The sequence below is a fragment of the Lentisphaera marina genome (genome assembly GCF_028745505.1).
In the GTDB taxonomy this organism is placed as follows: domain Bacteria; phylum Verrucomicrobiota; class Lentisphaeria; order Lentisphaerales; family Lentisphaeraceae; genus Lentisphaera; species Lentisphaera marina.
The window spans coordinates 2,330,951-2,351,496 of the sequence record NZ_JAQZZL010000001.1 but is presented as its reverse complement, the minus strand read 5'-3'; the positions used below and the strand labels follow the sequence as shown (position 1 = coordinate 2,351,496).

At 43.7% G+C, this 20,546-nt stretch carries 11 protein-coding genes; 2 read left to right on the top strand and 9 right to left on the bottom strand.

The genetic code is table 11. The features are described from left to right. Nucleotides 1–8 precede the first annotated feature (8 nt). The 5 genes from PQO01_RS09515 to PQO01_RS09495 form a co-directional block, all read right to left on the bottom strand. The gene (locus PQO01_RS09515; RefSeq protein WP_274313781.1) at nucleotides 9–3,143 is read right to left on the bottom strand and encodes a DUF1592 domain-containing protein; all 3,135 of its coding nucleotides are present in this window, start codon (nucleotides 3,141–3,143) and stop codon (nucleotides 9–11) included. A gap of 666 nt (nucleotides 3,144–3,809) precedes the next feature. Beyond that, nucleotides 3,810–4,430 carry a hypothetical protein gene (locus PQO01_RS09510; RefSeq protein ID WP_420792919.1) on the bottom strand — a complete coding sequence of 207 codons (621 nt, stop codon included), beginning with the start codon at nucleotides 4,428–4,430 and terminating at the stop codon, nucleotides 3,810–3,812. 278 nt (nucleotides 4,431–4,708) lie between these two features. Further along, entirely contained in the window at nucleotides 4,709–5,968 is a 1,260-nt protein-coding gene (locus PQO01_RS09505; RefSeq protein ID WP_274313779.1) for a DUF1552 domain-containing protein, read from the bottom strand. 60 nt (nucleotides 5,969–6,028) lie between these two features. Further along, a complete protein-coding gene (locus PQO01_RS09500) occupies nucleotides 6,029–8,992 on the bottom strand; it encodes a DUF1592 domain-containing protein (RefSeq protein WP_274313778.1) in 2,964 nt (987 codons plus the stop codon). 648 nt (nucleotides 8,993–9,640) lie between these two features. After that, on the bottom strand, nucleotides 9,641–10,741 hold the full coding sequence (locus PQO01_RS09495) for a lactonase family protein (RefSeq protein WP_274313777.1): 1,101 nt from the start codon (nucleotides 10,739–10,741) through the stop codon (nucleotides 9,641–9,643). Nucleotides 10,742–11,730: 989 nt separating this feature from the next. Here PQO01_RS09495 and PQO01_RS09490 point away from each other — a divergent pair. Both PQO01_RS09490 and PQO01_RS09485 read left to right on the top strand, forming a co-directional pair. Then, nucleotides 11,731–14,025 carry a glycoside hydrolase family 95 protein gene (locus PQO01_RS09490; protein ID WP_274313776.1) on the top strand — a complete coding sequence of 765 codons (2,295 nt, stop codon included), beginning with the start codon at nucleotides 11,731–11,733 and terminating at the stop codon, nucleotides 14,023–14,025. 256 nt (nucleotides 14,026–14,281) lie between these two features. Continuing rightward, entirely contained in the window at nucleotides 14,282–15,196 is a 915-nt protein-coding gene (locus PQO01_RS09485) for an alpha/beta hydrolase (RefSeq protein WP_274313775.1), read from the top strand. 481 nt (nucleotides 15,197–15,677) lie between these two features. Here PQO01_RS09485 and PQO01_RS09480 read toward each other — a convergent pair whose 3' ends face one another. The 4 genes from PQO01_RS09480 to PQO01_RS09465 all read right to left on the bottom strand — a co-directional run bounded on the left by PQO01_RS09480 (nucleotide 15,678) and on the right by PQO01_RS09465 (nucleotide 20,226). Beyond that, the gene (locus PQO01_RS09480) at nucleotides 15,678–16,130 is read right to left on the bottom strand and encodes an IS200/IS605 family transposase (RefSeq protein WP_420792916.1); all 453 of its coding nucleotides are present in this window, start codon (nucleotides 16,128–16,130) and stop codon (nucleotides 15,678–15,680) included. A 97-nt stretch (nucleotides 16,131–16,227) separates the two neighbouring features. Further along, a complete protein-coding gene (locus PQO01_RS09475; protein ID WP_274313774.1) occupies nucleotides 16,228–17,829 on the bottom strand; it encodes an arylsulfatase in 1,602 nt (533 codons plus the stop codon). A 137-nt stretch (nucleotides 17,830–17,966) separates the two neighbouring features. Further along, entirely contained in the window at nucleotides 17,967–18,710 is a 744-nt protein-coding gene (locus tag PQO01_RS09470) for a 3-keto-disaccharide hydrolase (RefSeq protein WP_274313773.1), read from the bottom strand. Between the two features lie 58 nt (nucleotides 18,711–18,768). Continuing rightward, nucleotides 18,769–20,226 carry a sulfatase family protein gene (locus PQO01_RS09465; RefSeq protein ID WP_274313772.1) on the bottom strand — a complete coding sequence of 486 codons (1,458 nt, stop codon included), beginning with the start codon at nucleotides 20,224–20,226 and terminating at the stop codon, nucleotides 18,769–18,771. Nucleotides 20,227–20,546 lie beyond the last annotated feature (320 nt).

The window sequence follows — 20,546 nt, the reverse complement described above, 5'->3', positions numbered from 1 at the left end:
TCTATTCCTTAATTTTCCAAAAATACCTGACTGGTGACCACTTGCTTGACCATTTCTTTAACAGCGTAAACTTTTCCGTTCGCATGCCCTCGCTGTTTTTTCTCCAGATCATTTAATATCTGACGAATGAAGGGGCGATCAGTGAAACTGATATCACGACCTAGAGCGTAAGCTAATATGCCCTCTAGGAGTGAATCAGCCACTTGACGTTTTTGCTTCATAAGAGCTTTTTTAAGTTCAAAAAGATCTTTAAACTTTGTTCCATCCGGCAATTTACCACTGGCATCAACATCATAAACTTTCTTCGGTCTTCTCTGTATTTGTTTAGCTTCTGTGGCTTGCGAAACCACTTCTTTATTGCGCCAAAGCCCGATCGGTCCAAAATTCTCTAAGCCAAGACCGATAAAATCAAAACGGGCATGACAGGAAGCACATTGTGGCTTCTGCTGATGCAAGACCACCAGACTGCGTACACTGGCCAGTGGATCTACTCCTTCGTGAACCAATTCAGGAACATTGGGCGGTGGTGGTGGTGGTGGATCATTTAGGAGGATTTCTTTGACAAGAGCACCGCGAATTACCGGCGAAGTGCGATTCCCCATAGTACCCATCGACAAAAAAGCTGCTTGTGTCATGACTCCACCGCGTGGTGAATCTGCAGGCAACTTAAGCTTTTGAAAGCCATCTCCCTTGTAGTGCTTACTTAAGCCATACTTCATGGCCAGTGTGCCATTGGCCATAACAAAATCTGAATCAATTATATTTGAAGCACAAAGGTCTTCATTCACCAGAGTTTTAAAGAATTCAACCGGCTCTCTTTTAGATGAGAGAATCATTGCATCAGTTCGGTGCAATAAGAGTTTTGAATTTAAACTAAGTGCATCAAAGCGCTTTAAGTGCAGCCATTGACTCATAAAGCCGCTATAAAAACTTTCGGCTTTAGAACTTGCCAGCATACGATCTACTTCTGATTTCAGGACTTCCGTCTTTAAAATTTCTCCACTCTTTGCAAGTTCCATTAACTTTGCATCAGGAGCTGAACTCCAAAGGAAATAAGAAAGGCGATTCGCCAGACTTATAGCATCCAGTTTCTTCTGCGATTGCTCCAGCAGATAAAGAAACTTTGTCGAACTGAGGAGCATTGCCAGTGGATCGATGATCGCTTCTTTAAAGCCTTTGCCTTTCTTTCTTTCCTTATGGTAATAGTCCACCAGTCCATCAATAAAATCTTTGGACGCTTCATTACCGCGGAAAGCCGCCGCAGCAAATTCCACCAGAAATTCCCGGGCGATCAAATCCAGCTTATTATCAGCTGAGGAGGCCACTTTATACTTTTCGACGAGTAATTCAAAAGGTGACTTCGGTGCGTAAATGGGACCTTCTGCTAAAGCCCATTTAACCATTATTGTCTCTATAGGAGCCTTGGGCTCGATGGTTTTATAACCATGATACGTCTGCTGCGTGCCCACGCCGCCTCTGAGGTCTTCAAATAGGCTAACACTTTGCCTGGCTTTCTGCTTCGATTTTGGCTTAAAAGAGATGTCATTCTCCGCTTGAAAAAGCATCTCATGTGTTGATGGTTTATCGATACTTCCCGTTATAAAAAAACTGCCGATCGCCTTACCGTGTTTAGCTCCTTTTCCCACATGAGGAATCGTCAGGCGAACTCCACGGCGAATTTTCACACCATCGACGACACCTCCACTGACACGCAGACGATAATCTGCCCTGGCGTCCCGATCAAAATGAACTCCAATACTATTAACTAAACTATGCATGGGCAGCATGCGGCCTTTACTGTGATAGTCGACATTCTTGATGTAATATTGTGCGAAGGTATCTCGCCTTTTATAATGAGCAGTACCTGGGTTATGCAGTTCCCATTCATCCTTTTTTATACCCAGATCACGATAATCCTCACCGGTTTTTTTGATCTGCTTGACCAACTTGATAACTTCATAGATCCGTTTTTCTCTTTTTTCCTTGTTGGCCCCATCTACTTTTGTGATTGATGTTTTTTTGCGGGGTTTGACTGCCCAGAACAGAGATGTTTTGGTAATTTCCCGGTTAAAAGAAAAATATTTCTGAAGCTGCATCGAACTCAAAGATTGATTCTGGCCAATAGTATCAAAGCGGCCGCTGGCATCCTCCGGCAGCTTATCCATATTAAACTTAATCCCCATCAAGTCTTTGATTGTTGCCTGATACTCACGGCGATTCAAACGTCTGAGGGCTATTTCGCGGCCACTGTCCTTAAGTTTCTCCTCTGCTTCAAAAAGAATCTTTGTCAAATCGCCAATGCTTGCTGACAGCTCTTCTTTTGAAGGCTGTTTAACTTTTTTCTTACTCTTGCTTATTTTGGGTGGCATCTCACCAGAATTCATCTGGTCGAGTATATCTTGCCAATGTTGAGCGTCGGTCGTATTAGTGATGTTTCGACTTAAGTCCTCCAGATTCAAATCGCCCTTTTCACTAAATTCATCGTGACATGAATAGCAGTAGTTTTCGAAGAAGGGCTCGATCGAGCTCGGTATAGTCAAGTCTGCCAACACTGGCTGTTGCGGACTCTCGGCGACATTACTACTGACTGCTTTCATTGCTCCTGCAATAGTGGCGACTTGTGTCTTGGGTGAAGAAGTGTTGGGGTCGTCTACTTGATTATTCCTTGAGCTGGTGGTTTTCAAATCTGCCGCCAATGGCTGTTGCGGACTCTCGGCGACATTACTACTGACTGCTTTCATTGATCCTGCAATAGTGGCGACTTGTGTCTTGGGTGAAGAAGTGCTGGTAGCGTCTAGTTGATTATTCCTGATGCTCAACCAGTAGGCAGCACCGGCGAATGCAGCCAAACAGATAAATGCCGGCAGCCGGTTTTTCTTCTTAGTCCTTTTCGTAGTTTTTTTAGAAATACCTTTTGGATTAGGGACTTTTTTAAACTTAGTTTTTGTTTTATTCTGAGCCTTTTTTTTCTGTGGACTTTTTTGAACCGGTACTTCGGCCAAGAGGTCTAAGTCAACTTCCGCGGAACGAGTGACTTGCTGCTTGGTATTGCAACTATCACAGCGAATAAAGACATCTAGAAGTTCTTCCTGGGCCTGAAGTTCCAGTCCGCAACCGACACACTTAAATTTTATATCAGACATTTTGTCACCATTATTCTACCACCAGCGCAGTATTTTTTACTTAAATTTAAATCATAATGCACTCTGGCGCCAGTCTCATGATCGGAGTCAACCACCAGGGTTGACAGGAAGACGTCGCGCTGTTGCATGTTTTCAGCAAGGTGCATTAACAGGTATGTTTTTTCCTTGAAGGTAAAAGTCCCAGGATTGAGCAGCCATAAGAACAGTAACATTTTGAGTAAATTAAATTTCATAAATATCTAGTAGTTTTCTCTTTTAATTAATATACACGGAGACTTTAAAGAGTTTCTTTACAGCTTTGGTAATTTTTGATGGTGAATTTTGAATAAAAGCCAGGACCTAAGTGCTTCTTAAGCACGGGAAATCACAAAACAACACGGAAGGATTTTTATTAGCTTTGTGTAGGTGCAGTGCACCGCTATAAAATAGCGTACACCGTGAGGTCGAGCCCCACGAATACATGTCCGACCGAACAAAAATGATACTCCACCAAATGAAATTTAAATCACATAATTGCGTAGACCGCAAATAGATCGATTTTGCAAGCGGCATCCTGCAGCATTGTCGTCCATAGATTCGCCAAAGGGGTATTTTCCTCTTTTGCTTTTTAGTGACTACCGTGAGTAAGGATCTTAAAGCCACGCCCGTTATCCAGCACCAATGATCTTAAGGATGATTAACTACAGGGATATCTTTATCATAATCTTCAAACCATTGCTGCCGATAGAGATCTCTAAAACTCAAAGATTTCGCATGACCATCGACAAAACTCATAACTGTTTTTTTCCCATGGCGATTGGTTATGAATCTATTAATACTATTGCCACTGTAATCCCCTGAACGCGGGGCTGACAAGTTTGTTGGAATCAGCCTCGTCAAGGTATTCGACATATCTGCCGTATTTCGCCACCAGGCGTCACCTATGACAGGCGTTTCGTTAGGTGATGAGACATCCGTCAGTTTTTTATAAGTATCATAGTCGCTAGGATGAGTATGATAGCTAGGTGTGCCGGTGTATGGAAAAAGGCTGCCGTTATAGGCATAGGACGACATATCCCAAGGTGATTTAGTGGCTCTTCGGCCTTCTCGCCAGGCCGTTTTTGCAGTGCCTATTATGCCACCTGAACTTTCTTCTACTACAGAAGTTTCTGGACAGATTAATAGGGCATCGTCAGCAATATAGTCCTTTAAACGCCCTGTCCAAAGTTCGTAGTTATTATCAGCACCAAGATAATCAAAGAACTTACCGTCTAAATCATCTATGGCCATATACCAAGAAGAGACCATTTGCTTATTTTGCCCAATACAAACGGTAGTTCGGGCTGTTCGTCGAGCTTTATTTAGTGACGGCATAAGGAGTGAAGATAAAATGCCGATTATGGCGATAACAACCAGAAGTTCTAATAAAGTAAATTTTTTCATCTCTCTAATTCCAATTAATATTTAATACCAAGATATTGCGATTATGGCTGAAAATTTTTTCAGTTTCAAACCTTAACACGGAGACAGAAAATGAATTCTTTACAGATGTTAATTATTTTAGCATTTTATTTATATTTTTTTTACTAAGACCAAATTGAATCTGCCAGGCCATTGGCATCGGCAAAGCGATCGATTTTGCATCCGGCATCCTTCAACATCGTCGTCCATAGATTCGCCAAAGGAGTATTTTCCTCTTTTGCTTTTATGTGGCTACCATGAGTAAGACTTTTAAAACCACCGCCAGTTAAAAGGCAAGGAACATTTTCTGTGCGGTGTGCCGTACGCAGACCACCTCCACAATAAACCAGGCTGTTGTCATAAAGAGTCCCGCCCTTGGGATCAAGAGGATCTTTTACCGCTCTGAACTCATCAATTAACTGAGAGTACAAATGCATCCATTTACTTGTCCGTTGCAGGTTGAGCTTGTGTAAAACTTCGCTGCTACCATAATGTGATAGTGTATGGGGTGACGAAGAGATGGACATGCCCTTTAATAAACCGGCATCGGGCATGCGGTAAGTCATAACTCGCGTTGAGTCCGTCAGATAAGCCGCCACCATCAGTTTAAACATCACTTTTATCTCAGCTTCGCCAATTAGACCGTCTTTAGGTGCTTTAGTCATTGCCTTTGGATATGGCACATCCACCCAGGATGCTTCACGGCTAATAGCCTTTTCAACATCGCGTAGGCTACTGCTGTACTCGTCCAGCTTAGCAAAATCGTCCTTACTTAAAATCCGCTTAGCGGCGTCACTCTCAAATCCCATGATATCTAAAATACTGCGGCGATCTTTTAAGACCTGCAAATGCTCCTCACGACTGATATTGCCGCCATAAATTTTGTAATAAAGCTCCAAAGGTGATTCTAAACCAGGTAGTGGACTACCGCCGTGGCGATAAGAAAGTGCCACTCCTCCATGACCGTTATCCGCATCTTCTCTGCGACAATTCAGCTGTAAGCTTTGATATCGAGTCTCTTTGCCTAAAAATCCCGCAGCAATCTGATCACAGGAAACGCTATTATGTCTAACCTTACCTGGGAAGCCGACCACATTTGCACAGGTCAACAACGCTTCTGAACCGTCGTGCGGCTGCATATTCTGATTATTACTCAAGTTGCTGACCATGGTCATGTGCATAAGGTTTTTCTTCAGAGGCGCTAGCCCGGGCGGCAAACTGATATTTGCAAGTTCACCATAACTTTTTGGATAAAAATGCTTTTCCATATGGCCGTGGCCCATACTCAGCCAAAGAAGCCTTTTAGTGGACTTAGCTGTAGCGCTTTTGTCAAACTGACGACCTTCCTGAGCGGATAATAAACTTGGGAGAAATGGTACTGCCATAAACTTTGAGCCATTCCTTAAAAAAGCTCTTCTCGATGTGCTGATTTGTATATTCATAATTTATTTCCTCTGAAAGGCTTTACTGCTAATAATTTTTTTAATCATATCACGGACCTGATATTCATTTGCCTTATCAACTTCCAGTTCATTTAAGGTCTGTTGAATAAACGGCCTATCGGTAAAGCTGAAATCACGGCCCATAGCATAACAGAATAAGCCTTCCAGCAATGAACCGGCTACTTGTCTTTTTTGTGCCATCAAAGCCTTTTTTAAACCAAATATATCTTTGAAGGTATCACCATTGGGTAAACTGCCGCTGGCATCTATATCATAAACCTTTTTACGTTTATTTTTTATTGGCTTAGTTCCACTAGGCAATCTAACCAGTTCCTTATCCCGCCACATACCAATGGCATTAAAATTTTCCAGGCCTAAACCAATAAAGTCGAAGCGAGCATGACAAGAGGCACATTGAGCTTTCTCTTGATGCAACTCAACCAGAGTGCGCACGCTGGCAAGAGGGTCCACTCCTTCGTGAATCAATTCAGGCACATTGGGAGGCGGTGGCGGTGGTGGATCATTAAGTAATATTTCTTTAACCAAAGCACCGCGAATAACCGGCGAAGTGCGATTCCCCATAGTACCCATAGACAAAAAGGCTGCTTGTGTCATGACTCCACCACGAGGTGAATTCCCCGGCAACTTAACTTTTTGAAAATCATCCCCCAGGTTTTTATGATTAAGACCATATTTCTTTGCTAACAAAGCATTCACCGTCACAAAGTCAGAATCGATTAAATTTGATGCACTCAAGTTCTCACGCACCAGTACTTTAAAAAACTCTGACGGCTCACGTTGAGAGGCCTCAATCATGCCATCCGTTCTATGCAATAGACGCTTCGAATCCAAAGTTAAAGCATCAAAGCGCTTCAAGTGCATCCACTGACTCATAAAGCCCTTAAAAAAACTATCTGCCTTTGGGTGCTTCAATAAGCGATCTACCTGCTGCTCTAAAACATCTGCTTTTAAAAGCATCCCCGTTTTTGCCAAGGAAAATAGCTCTTCATCTGGCGGTGAACTCCATAGAAAGTAAGAAAGGCGATTCGCCAGGCTCAAAGCGTCTAAGTTCTTTGATTTTTCATCTGGCTCTAGTAAATAGAGAAAATGACTGGAACTCAAGATCATCGCCAGTGGATCAATAATGGCCTCTTGAAAGCCCAAGCCAGCTTTTCTTTTGCTTTGATAATAAGCGTGCAAGCCCGAAATAAACTTTGATGGAACTGTTTTTTGGCGAAAAGCTTCTTTGCTAAATTCGCTGAGAAATTCTTCGGCAATCGCGTCCAATTGATGATCCTTAGCAGTTTTAACTTTATAACGTTCGACTAATTGCTCAAAGATTGACTTTTCATCGTAAAAAGGCCCTTCCAACTCCATCCATTTGGCAAATATGGTATCTTTTGGAACTCCCGGTTCAATAGGTTTATAATGATGATACATCTGTTCTGAACTCGGTCCGCCCCTTTTATCTTCCAGGATATGAACAAAGTCGTGTTTAATTTTCTTTGGTTTATAAGAAGGTTTGTAGTAAGCTTCATGCACAGAAGGATTCCCTATGCTGCCTTCGATATGAAAACTTGCGAAAGCTATACCGTGCTTACCGCTATATCTACCTTTGCGCATGACACGAACAAATCTCCTGGTTTGCACGCCATCGACAACACCTCCACAAAAGCGAATTTTATAATGGGCCCGAGGATCGGGTTTTATTATCACCCCGACGCTTTCTACCAGCAAATCGTGTGACAGCATGCGGCCCTTGGAATGAATGGCCATATTGCGCTCATAGTATTCTCGCTGTCCTTTCCTAACGCCATTAAAGGGAGCGGTTTTAGGATTAAGCTTCTCCCATTGCTTTTCAGTCAAACCGGCTTCAGCAGGAGTAATCCCCTCATTGATAACTCTTTGAACCTTTTGATGACTCTCATAAACCTTCTTGCTTTTACCTTCACTATTGGCAAATTCTTTACGCTCAACTTTCGACTTAGATCTTGGTTTTAGAGCCCAGTAAAGTGCAGTTCGGGAGACATCTTGAGCAAAGCTGAAATACTTTTCAAAACGACGGGAAGTAAAGCTTTGGTCCTTCCCTATAGTGTCGAAACGGCCACCGGCATCATCCGGAAGTTTTTCGGCATCGAGCTTAATGCCCATGAGCTCCTTGATGGTAACCTCATACTCTATTCTGGTTAAATAGCGGATTACTTTTTCACCACCGCTATCCTGCAGTTTCTCTTGGGCCTGAAACAGTACTTCGGTCAAATCGCCAATGCTTGCTGACAGCTCTTCTTTTGTTGGCTGTTTAACTTTTTTCTTGCTCTTGCTTATTTTGGGTGGCATTTCACCGGAATTCATCTGGTCGAGTATATCCTGCCAATGGGTCGCATCGGTAGCATTAGTGATCTTTCGACTTAAGTCCTCCAGATTCAAATCGCCCTTTTCACTGAATTCATCGTGACATGAATAGCAGTAGTTTTCGAAGAATGGCTCGATCGAGCTCGGTATAGTCAAGTCTGCCAACACTGGCGGTTGCGAACTCTCGGCGACATTACTACTGACTGCTTTCATTACTCCTGCAATAGCGGCGACTTGTGTCTTGGGTGAAGAAGTGCTGGTAGCGTCTAGTTGATTATTCCTGATGCTCAACCAGTAGGCAGCACCGGCGAATGCAGCCAAACAGATAAATGCCAGCAGCCAGTTTTTCTGCTTCGTTCTTTTCGTAGTTTTTTTAGAAATACCTTTTGGATTAGGGTCTTTTTTAAACTTAGTATTTGTTTTATTCTGAGCCTTTTTTTTCTGTGGACTTTTTTGAACCGGTACTTCGGACAAGAGGCCTAAGTCAACTTCCGCGGAACGAGTGACTTGCTGTTTGGTATTGCAGCTATCACAGCGAATGAAGGCATCTAGAAGTTCTTCCGGGGCCTGAAGTTCCAGTCCGCAACCGACACACTTAAATTTTATATCAGACATTTTGTCACCATTATTTTACCGCCAGCGCAGTATTTTTTACTTAAATTTAAATCATAATGCACTCTGGTGCCAGTCTCATGATCGGAGTCAACCACCAGGGTTGACAGGAAGACGTCGCGCTGTTGCATGTTTTCAGCAAGGTGCATTAACAGGTATGTTTTTTCCTTGAAGGTAAAAGTCCCAGGATTGAGCAGCCATAAGAACAGTAACATTTTGAGTAAATTAAATTTCATAAATATCTAGTAGTTTTCTCTTTTAATTAATATACACGGAGACTTTAAAGAGTTTCTTTACAGCTTTGGTAATTTTTGAATGGTGAATTTTGAATAAAAGCCAAGACCTAAGTGCTTCTTAAGTACGGGAAATTACAAAACAACACGGAAGGATTTTTATTAGCTTTGTGTAGGTGCAGTGCACCGCTATAAAATAGCGTACACCGTGAGGTGGAGCCCCACGAACACAGTTCGAACAAAAGCAAGGTGCAGCGCACCGAGCGAATTCAGCGTGGGGTGGAGTCCCACGAATACATGTCCGGCCTAACAAAATAATATCCCACCGAATGAAATGTGGACCTAATCATTGTGGGGTCCGCAATAGGGTGCCGATTAACAATCGGTGCTCCTGGTACTTTCCAAAATTTAATAAGGCCTAAAGAACGTTTACGCAAGTTGGCAGGGTAATTCCTTCAGTACGACCTCTCTCTTCCAGCTTGCCCGTTTCTGAGTCGAGGCTAAAAAAGATCACGTTGTCACTGAGCTGGTTTGCGACAAGCGCATAATCCTGGTGAATAGCGAAGTTTCTGGGTCTTTCGCCCTTGGTGGATTCATTGGAAAGGAGTTTCAGCTTACCTTTTTTCTCCAAAGAAAAGACTGCCAAAGAATCGTGCCCGCGATTGGACGCATAGACAAGTTTACCTTCGGGATGAACGTGGACGTCTGCACCGCTATTTCGTTTTTCGAACTCCATGGGAAGACAAGTCTGTGTATCCGTCGGAGTAAGTTGGCCATTAGCGTAATTAAAGGCAGTTAGAGTGAAGTCCTTTTCGTTGATGAGGTAGGCACTTTTGCCATTGGGATGAAAGGTGAAGTGACGGGGACCGGCACCAATTTTTGATTTGTAATCCAGTTCCGGGCGGTGCTTTAATTTTGCCCCCTGAACTTCGAAAACCTGAATAAGATTACGACCTACATCTGGCATGAAGCCAAAGCGCCCCTCTGGGTCAAACTTGAAGGCATGGGGGTGAACTTTTTTGCGTTTTGACTTCCCTGTACTCTTGCTTTTGAAGCTAATTTTTTCAATGGATCGTTCAATTCTACCATCCTTGGCCAATTGGAAACTTTCAATATATGCCCCCACAAAAGCGGTACCGACAAGGAGGGTTCCCTGCGTTTCCATGTGACAGAGTTTAGCCTCAGTTGGGAGAGAGCTGATTTCAGTTAATTCCTCAGTGCGACGATTGAAACGGTAGGCTTTTACAAGGCAAGTTCCTGTCCTTTTGGGGCCGATTGAACATTCGGAATAAAGAATACCATTATGATAACACTGAAAACCGTGATCTTCTCCCTTTCCGACATGAGCAATTTCGCTAATGCTTGTGCCATCAATAGAGGCCTTATAAAGATGAATACCGCCATTTTCTCCAGAGCCTCCTGCAGCAAAGATGATATGATCGGAGTTCTTTGTAAAAGCGACAGAGGATGAGGCAAGCACAAGAGCTGAGCTGCTCATTAAAAAATTTCTTCTATTCATTTTTATCTCTTTTGCGTTGAGTTTAGTTTATATTAAATGTTAAAGCTTTTAGGACTGATGATGTGCGTCACCGCAATGATTAGATCGTCATTTCATCTTCTTGGGCCTTGTTCATTTTCGGTCGGACCTCCGGTCCTTGATTTTTTATCTACATTCTATTCGTGGGGCTGCACCCCACGCTGGAATAGATCGGGCCTCCAGCCCGGGTACGCAGGATTTTTTGTGTTTTATCGTTTATACGGAGACCTGAAAAAGTTTCTTTACAGACTTATTTATAAATTTTTACGAGAGACATCTTTAAGGGGAAAAGACGAGAGCTAAGGTGAGATTTGTATTTGACCGGGTTTTCTTGTTGTGGGGCTGCACCCCACGCTGGAATAGATTGGGCTTCCAGCCCTAGGGCCGGAGGTCCGACATAGAGTAGCGTGTGGCGTCAGCCACACGTACGATACCATGAAATGAAGCGAGGGCTCACGAATGTGAGTCCGGCATAGTATTTCGGACCCAATCTTGGGCCCTCCATTTATTGTTAAACTTCTTCATACACCTCACGGTGTACGCTATTTTGTATCGGTGCGCTGCACCTTGATTTTTTATCTACATTCTATTCGTGGGGCTTCACCCCACGCTGGAATAGATTGGGCTTCCAGCCCTAGGGCCGGAGGTCCGCCCAATGCTAGCATGCAGCGCCAGCTGCATGATTAAAATTAGATAAGAAATCAAGAGCTAGAAGCCCGACCGACCTCAATGCTGCTAGGGTATAATTTTTCATTAATTATAATAAAAATTAGATGTATCTGTAAAGAAACACTTTTCTGTCTCCGTGATTGTTACAAGTATCAACTCATAGATTTAAGGAAGCATAGTGGAAAGAGAGATGAAATAATTCTTTAAATAACTAAAAAGTTTCGCCAAAAATAACACTGGTCTATCCCAAAACTTCAAAAAATCCGCATTCATTAAGCGGTATCATTTAAACAAGGAATACAATGAAAAAAATATTTATCACCATTTGCACTTTATTAAGTCTAAATGCCTTTGCCGATAAAGAAGATCTATCGTCAAATATACTGTGGTATGACCAACCGTCACAAAATTGGCAGAAGCAGTGTCTACCTATAGGTAACGGGCATTTAGGGGCCATGATTTATGGTGGCGTACAAAAGGAACATATTCAGTTTAACGAAGATAGCGTTTGGATTGGCGATGAAACGGATACGGGGTCCTATCAGGCCTTTGGCGACCTTTTTATTAATTTCGACAAAACAGACAATGCGGAGCAAGTTAGTGATTATCGCCGTGAGCTAAATATCGACAAAGCCGTACATACCATAACTTATAATTTGGGTGGAGTGAGCTACAAGCGCGAATATTTCTCCAGCAACCCGGCGGATGTGATGGTGTTTCGTTTAACGGCGGATCGCCAAGGCGCCTATAAGGGAAGTATTTCCTTGAAGGCTGCCCATAAAGCTGATTTTAAGGCAGAGGGCAATAAGATTTCTTTTGCGGGGAAATTGTCGGGCCAATATCGTAAGCCCGAGGAAAATTATGCCATTCGCTTGGATTTTGAGGCTCAAGTTCAGGTGATCAACGAGGGCGGTTCTTTAGAGATTAAGGATGGCAAGATTGACTTTAAGAATTGCAATTCTCTGCTTATTTTATTGAGCGGTGATACTAATTATCTCAATCGCCATGACAAGGGCTGGAAGCAGCAGCACCCCCACCAGAAAATCACTCAGCTACTGGCAAAGGCCTCGAAACGTTCATTTGAGCAATTGCGCCAAGAGCATATTACGGATTATCAAAGCTTGTTCAAACGTTTAAGCCTCGACCTAGGAAAAACTCCGAAACACATCTTATCTCTACCCACATCTGAACGCTTAGATTCATATCGTGGTCGCAAGGCAGATAGCTCGACAAAAGTTTCTTACAAGGCTGCTGCACTCAATCTGACTGGAGGAAAACCCGATCCGGAGCTGGAGCAGCTCATTTTTCAGTACGCTCGTTATCTGATGATCTCTTGTTCGCGCCCAGGGTCTTTGCCAAGTAATCTACAGGGCTTGTGGAATAACAGCAATAAGCCGCCGTGGCGCTGTGATTATCATTCAGATGTCAATATCCAGATGAACTACTGGTTTGTCGATCAGGCCAATCTCTCCGAATGTTTCACGCCGCTGTCAGAGTGGCTCTATTCTGTGGTTCCGGTAAAACGTGAGGCTACGAAGGAAAAATACAATACCAGGGGCTGGGCTCATCGTGCGGAGAACGGTATTTTTGGAGGCTCATCTTTCAAATGGATTCCCGGTGATGGAGCTTGGATCATGCAGAATATTTGGGATCATTATGCCTATACAGGGGATAAGCAATACCTCGAAAATCGCGCCTACCCCTTGCTCAAGGAGCTCTGTCAATTCTGGGAGGATTTCCTTATCGAATGGCCAGGAGGTGAATTGGTCAGCCCTGAAAGTTTTTCTCCTGAACATGGTCCCATTGCCGAGGGCAATTCTTACGAGCAGCAGCTGGTTTATGACCTCTTTAGCAACTATATCCAGGCATCACAGGATCTCGGTGTCGATGCCGACTTCCGCAAGAAAGTAGCATCAATGCGATCTCGTCTGCTCGCACCTCAGATCGGTAAATGGGGACAACTGCAGGAATGGGCTAAAGATATCGATGACCCTAATAATAAGCATCGTCACATGTCCCACCTGATCGGACTTTATCCAGGCCGCCAAATATCGCCAATTACCACTCCTGAATTGGCCGCCGCCGCTCAAGTATCCATAAACGCTCGCGGTGATGGTGGAACTGGTTGGAGCAAAGCTTTAAAAATCAGCAATTGGGCCCGCTTACACGATGGCAATCGAGCTTATAAATTACTGAAAGAACAGATCCATGCTAATTTCTACAGCAATCTACTCAGCTTTCATCCACCATTTCAGATTGATGCCAACTTCGGTTATTCCGCGGGCTTAGGTGAAATGCTAATGCAATCTCACATGGGCTTTATTCATTTACTGCCGGCCTTGCCCGAAGAGTGGTCAGAGGGCTCGGTTCGTGGCATGTGCGCCCGCGGATCTTTTTCAGTTGATATCACTTGGAAAGACGGAAAATTTTCTTCTGCGACGATTCATTCTTTGAAAGGAGGCCCTTGCCGCTTATTAGTGAATAGCGAGCTCAGTGTGAAACATAATTCACAGAGTATTAAGTTGAGCCAATCAGCTAAGGGGATTGTGAGTTTTTCCACTAAAGCAGGTGAAAGCTATTCTGTGACCGCGAATTAAGACATCAAACATGGCCAGAAGCTCATCCTGCAATTAAGGATAGATAATCACGATTAATCATTAAGCGGGGCAAAGCCCCTTAGTCGCCTGGTCAAGGATTGGCAAATCCTTGCTGGGAGAGCTCGAGAGGGATAGCGTCCCTCTCGTTTGCAAAGCATCATGCCCTTCATTATGGCTAATCGTATAGATAATTGAAGCATGGGTTCGGCGAGATATCTTAGTTCAGATAAAATTTAAAATAACTGGAAGTCAACATATGAAAACCTTAGATACAAAACAGTTCATGCTCTTTGCTTTATGCTGCATCTCTTTTTTAAACACCGCAGTCATTGCGAGTGAGAAGGAGGATAAGGCAAGTGAAATAATTATGCTTTGGCCAAAAGATGCAGCAAGCCAAGATAAGCAAGGCATGGGAACACCTAAGCCCGATCGTGGTGATGGTCATATACGCCTTACCGATATAACTAAGCCTTCAATGCACTATTTCCCGGCTCCCGTCAAGAAAGGGCAGGGGCCTGTGCCGGCGATTATTATATGCCCGGGAGGAGGGTACAACCTTCTTGTGACAACGAAGATAATCCCGATTGCCAAATGGCTCAATGAACAGGGAATCTCGGCATTTATGCTCTTATACCAAGTCCCCAAGAGTCGCAAAACCGCTTTTCAAGATATTCAGCGAGCGGTACGAATTGTCCGCTCACGAGCCTCAGAGTGGAACCTCGATACAAAACGAATTGGCGTCATGGGCTCTTCGGCGGGAGGACACCTGGCAGCCCGGGTCAGCACTGGTTTTGATATCAAATCATATCAGCAAGTCGATAAGCTTGACGCAGTCAGCTGTAAGCCGGACTTCACCGTTTTGCTTTTTCCGGCCTACATGAACAAGGGCAAGGCGCTGACTAAGGACTTTACTGTGTCCAATGAAATCAGCCCAACTCTGATTGTCACAGCCAAAGACGACGGCTTTTTTCCAGGAAGTCAAATTTATGCCAATGCTCTAAAAGAAGCCGGTGCGTCTGTCCGCACACACTTTTTTGAGAAGGGCGGTCACGGATTCTCCCTGCGCCCAAAACGGTACCCGCTTTCTACTTGGCCGGATCTTTATTTGCAATGGTTGAAAGATATGAAAATTATTGAAGAGCAAGCCAAGCATACAAGCGCTAAGAAATAGCTGCGCCATTGCTTGGCGCTGATTCTAGGATTACAGAAATTGCGGTCTCCGCAATAATGAGATCCACAAATCATTCGGTGGGATATCATTCGTATTCGGTCGGACCTCCGGCCCTTGAATTTGATCAGGAATTCTATTCGTGGGGCTGCACCCCACGCTGGAATAGATCGGGCTTCCAGCCCTTGAATTTGATCAGGAATTCTATTCGTGGGGCTGCACCCCACGCTGGTATCGATCGGGCTTCCAGCCCTTGAATTTGAGTAGGAATTCTATTCGTGGGGCTTCACCCCACGCTGGAATCGGTCGGACTTCCAGCCCTAAGGGCCGGAGGTCCGACCGACACTAGCATGCACCGCTAGGTGCATGATCAAATATGCCCCCAGTTTTAAGGGCCGGAGGTCCGACCGACACTAGCATGCAGAGCCAGCTGCATGAACAATTCAAAAATAAAGAACAGGGCCGGAGGTCCGACCCAAAGTATTTAATCAATCCACAAATATTTCTCATCATCTAAATCAATTTTATACTGCTCAAGAAACATCATATATTCTTCTTTAAAAGTCATACGTTTATGATGCTCTTCTTGGTTTTCTACATAGGCTTTCACCTTATCTAAAATACTAGGGCTTACAGAGAATACGCCATAGCCCTTTTGCCATGAAAATTTCTTCAAAATTAAACCATGCTCATGCGATTTAGATTTAATCCACTTGGAAGACGTACTTTTAATTTTATTAAGGAAGGATGAGGCACTGATTGATTTTGATAAAGAAGTCAATAAATGAATATGATCTTCTGTCCCATTAATAAGTATAGGTATACAATTCTCGGACTTACAATGTCCGGCAATATATTTATGTAAATCATCTTGTAGTGAATTGGGTATCTTCACAGGATCACTAAAACTAATATGAAAAATAGTATGAATATAAATTTAAGATAAAGACTTCCCCATTACTAAGCTCCTCGATTTTTTCAAAATTTACGACAAATAAAAATTGAATACAAACTTTATCCAAACTGATCAGGCTTTATTTGTTTGCTGCCGCAGTTGACTCATACCATTGCGACCACTGAAGTTTCATGGCGTCTAACTTCTCTGGGTACTTTTTGGCGAGATCCACAGTCTCATTCACATCGTTTGACATATCGAACAACTTCCATTTCTTGCCACTGGCAACTGCCTTCCATTTCCCTTGGCGTACTGCTTTGCCTATACCCCACTGCCAATAGAGGTCTTTTTTTCTGGATGATGTCAAATCGCCTTTAAGCTGCGGCAGAAAACTCTCGCCTGCCATAGGTGGAACTTTTGCACCTTTAAACTCACTTGGATATTCGGCACCAGTCAGCTCGACCAAGGTCGCCATCACATCAATAAAATGACCGGTAAAGGCACGGTTGATCGAACCCGGTTTGGCAATCCCCTTGGGCCAATAGGCGATAAAAGGCGTGCATATACCGCCTTCATAACTGCTACTTTTTCCTTTTTGGAACGGCGTATTCGACACATTTGCCCAATCTCTGCCGAGAGAAGCCCAGTAATCCATTTGGCCAATGCTCTCTATGGCTAAACCATTTCCGGCGCGCTGTCCCGCTTTGTGCATTTGGAGTTCCGGCACTTCGGCCGAACAGCCGTTATCTGCGGCAAACAGTATCAGTGTATTATCCAGTTCACCCAAGTCTTCCAGTTTGGCGACAAGCTCTCCTACTTTCTGATCAACGCGGTCAATCATGGCCGCATAAACCGCCATTCTACGAGCTTCAACGGCCTGTTGATTGGCGCTTAACTTGTCCCAACTCTTGTGAACGGGAGCGGTAACCGCAGTATTTTCATCCAAAAGCCCCAATGCCTTCAGTTTGGCAATCCGCGCCTTGCGAATGGCCTCATAGCCCACCTTATAGGTATTGGCATATTTGGCGATATCTTCCGGCCAAGCATGAAGTGGATCATGCGGTGCAGTATACGACAAATAAAGAAAGAAGGGTTTATCTTCACCTTTATACTGCTCCAAATAATCCAAGGCACGCTTTGTATAAGCATCCGTCGAGTAAAAATTCTTTTCCGGCGGTGTGTAAGGCTTCACGACTTTTTCATCAAGCGCCCAGCTCCGTCGTCCAGGCAACTTCTGCGCCGGTTTCGGTTCGCCAGCACGCGGGTGCCCCGGATTAAAATGATTTGTCGCTCCATCCAGCAAACCGAAGTAACGATCAAACCCACGGTCATACAGTGATTCCATCGAATGATGCTTTCCAGATGCCAGCGTCCGATAACCCGCTCCTTTCAGCACTTCGCCCAAGGTAAGCCCATGAGTGAAACGTTTGAATCCATGCGACATGCCACAATCTTGAGCATAGAGTCCGGTCAGTAGGGTTGCCCGGGACGGAAAGCATTTTGCGGTATTATGGAACTGGGTAAAACAAATCCCCTGTTTGGCCAGTCGGTCGAGATGAGGCGTATTGATTTCGCCACCGTAACAGCCGATATCCGAATAGCCCATATCATCAACCAAGATCATCACAATGTTTGGCTGTTGCGTCTCTTTTTTTGTTCCCTTATTATCTTTTACTTCCTGGGCAAAAGCATAGATGTAAAAAAATAATGCAGTAATTGTAGTAATAGTTATTTTATTCATATAATCCTTATTTTCTTAAAATGTAGCTTTCAGTAGTTAATACAGAAAAGCGAACTGTTTTGGACTGCGAACTTCAGAGATTTTAGTAGGAATTTTATCCTGCGGAATCACAAGCTTCATCTGCATTCATCTGAGCCTTACTTAAGTTCTTTTACCTTCAGCGTTCTAAATTGGACAGTGCCTTTGGTGCCTGCGTGGATCTGTAGTGCAAAGAAGCCTTTGAGATATTCCTCGTTAACTATATGAGAAGCCGGGATACCATTGATCCAAGTCTTTACGACTTTGCCCTTTGCTTCTATGGTGATTCGATTCCAATCATCCTTTTTAAGGGCTGCACGGGCCTCTTTATGAGCATCAAGCCAAAGCGGATAAAAGAAACCACCACATGCTTGTCCATAAACGCCACCAGACCAGCCGCGTCCTTTAGAGGGCGATTCCATTTCAGCCTGGGGTCCATAAACCATTTCGCTTCCCTTTTTACCCTTTTTCGCTTTAGCCCTAAACATCACACCACTATTACTCTCAACAATCCATTTCAGCTCACAGGTAAAGATAAAGTCATCATAGTCTTTTGCTGTTGAAAGGTAAGTGCCTGGAGAGCCTTTTACACAGGTTCCGACAATCATATCACCTTTTGCTTCAAACTTACAGGTACCGCCTTTAGTAAGCCAGCCGCTTAGGTCTTTGCCATTATAAAGTTCAGTAAAACCATCTGTCAGATTCGGTTCTTTATCCGTATTAAGCAGCTGCTTAGCAGGGTCAGGAACATTCTTCTGTTCCTTGTATTTTTTATACCATGATTGCTGACTCTCTGATACCTCACCAGCGTATGATAGACTTGTAACAATAATACTTAAAATAATAAATTTGAATATGTTCATAGCATTGTTTCCTTAATAATTTGATATCAACTTAAGTTATTTGAGTTCATGGCTTGCTTCACTTTGGCTTCATCCAAAGAGGTCCTGGATGATTAATTGTCTTAGCATTATTGGATGCACCGGGCATTTCGCCATGTGGGTTCCTGACTTTGTACTTGCCATTAGAAATGATTTTTCCATTTTCGACGCGCGGCGGAGCATGGCGATTGGGAGTCGGCTTGGCCGGAATGCTGTCACCGGTTTTCTCTGTCCAGTCTGCCAGTAATTGGCGTGCCTTTTTAAGCTGTTGAGCATATTCAATATTCCCCGCCAGATTGGTCAATTGATTTGGGTCCTTACTTAACTTAAAAAGCTCTTCTTCGGGGCAGGGATTAGCAAAGATCTGCTCTTGCTGAGCTGTCGTTTTGACCGCTAGATGGGCTTCCCACAGTTCTTTTCCGGCGGGGTACTTGGTATCCGATTCGTAGCAGAGGTTGGCTTGATTTGGATAATTATTCTTTATGTAAACAAAATCTCCGAATCGCACCATACGTTCATGGTTTTTATACACGTGCCAATTATGTTCGGCAAACACCATGTCGCGAATCTGCTCCTGGGGGTTTTTCAGTATGGGAATAAAACTTTGTCCTTGAATAGAATCAGGCTTTGCGATGCCCGCAAGTTCGAGACATGTTGCACTAAGGTCGATAACACTTAAAAGACTTTTCGATACGGCCGCCTGCTTGATCATAGGAGGGTAATGGATGATCCAAGGGGTTTTAATCCCACTGTCATACAAGCGTGATTTATCACGTGGAAAGGGGCGGCCATTATCGGCGGCAATGATGATCACGGTATTATCCAGAACGCCTTGCTTTTTGAGTTCGGCCGTCACCAAACCGATGTCGTGATCATAACGACTGACTTCGTGGTAATAACTGGCAAGGTCTTCCCGGGTAACTTTTGTATCGACCAAATAAGGAGGAACAATCACTTCTTCCGGGCTGTAACTCCGAAGATGTTTACTTTTCTGCCAGGGACGATGGGCATCAATCGAAGAAAACCAGAAGAAGAATGGCTTATCTTTTGGGCGTTCTTGCAGGTGCTTGAGCCAATACTCAGTGCAACCCGGGTCCTTTCCCTTGGTAATTTTATCAAAGGCTCGATCTTTATTGCCAAACATATGATTCTTACCGGAAAGTACGGTGTAGTACCCCGCTTCTCGCAAGAGTTCTGGAAAGCGGATTTGCTTGGCGGGTAACTTAACATGTAATTCCGGAGCACCCGTGTTATGGGGGTAACGACCGGTAATAATACTGCAACGGCTGGGGCTGCAGCTGCTGGTAGTCAGGTAGGCATTGTCAAAGCGCATACCCTTGGCTGCCAAGCCATCTATATGAGGCGTTTTTATCGTTGGATGGCCATAGCAGCCGAAGTCCATCTGCGATACGTCATCGGCAATAAAAAAGACAAAATTTGGCTTCTCACTGCCGGCCTTTTCTGCTGCATAACTGGAGCCAATTAGTCCTACAGTCATGAAAACTGCCCTTAATAAAAAATTTCGATTTATCATATTTTTTTCCTTTAAGATAGGGGCCTGGCTTAACTTTTATAAATTTAGATCTGAATCATATCGTTTTTATTATACACGGAGTCATGTTTATGTTTCTGTACATAAATTTGATATATTCATCACTTCTCTTCTAAGAGATATACGGCATCTGACTCAGCTAGCTGGTGTGCCTCATTTGCGTAGCCCGCAAATATCTGTAAGAATAAGGCGACAATTATGAATTTAGTATTTATTATTTTATTTGCATATATAAAGTTAAAATTAGACACGGAGTGGCGTGGTTT

Coding starts and splice junctions, on each gene's coding strand:
- PQO01_RS09515 (WP_274313781.1), bottom strand. CDS start 3,143: ATGTCTGATATAAAATTTAAGTGTGTCGGTTGCGGACTGGAACTTCAG.
- PQO01_RS09470 (WP_274313773.1), bottom strand. CDS start 18,710: ATGAACATATTCAAATTTATTATTTTAAGTATTATTGTTACAAGTCTA.
- PQO01_RS09510 (WP_420792919.1), bottom strand. CDS start 4,430: ATGGTCTCTTCTTGGTATATGGCCATAGATGATTTAGACGGTAAGTTC.
- PQO01_RS09490 (WP_274313776.1), top strand. CDS start 11,731: ATGAAAAAAATATTTATCACCATTTGCACTTTATTAAGTCTAAATGCC.
- PQO01_RS09475 (WP_274313774.1), bottom strand. CDS start 17,829: ATGAATAAAATAACTATTACTACAATTACTGCATTATTTTTTTACATC.
- PQO01_RS09500 (WP_274313778.1), bottom strand. CDS start 8,992: ATGTCTGATATAAAATTTAAGTGTGTCGGTTGCGGACTGGAACTTCAG.
- PQO01_RS09495 (WP_274313777.1), bottom strand. CDS start 10,741: ATGAATAGAAGAAATTTTTTAATGAGCAGCTCAGCTCTTGTGCTTGCC.
- PQO01_RS09505 (WP_274313779.1), bottom strand. CDS start 5,968: ATGGCAGTACCATTTCTCCCAAGTTTATTATCCGCTCAGGAAGGTCGT.
- PQO01_RS09485 (WP_274313775.1), top strand. CDS start 14,282: ATGAAAACCTTAGATACAAAACAGTTCATGCTCTTTGCTTTATGCTGC.
- PQO01_RS09465 (WP_274313772.1), bottom strand. CDS start 20,226: ATGACTGTAGGACTAATTGGCTCCAGTTATGCAGCAGAAAAGGCCGGC.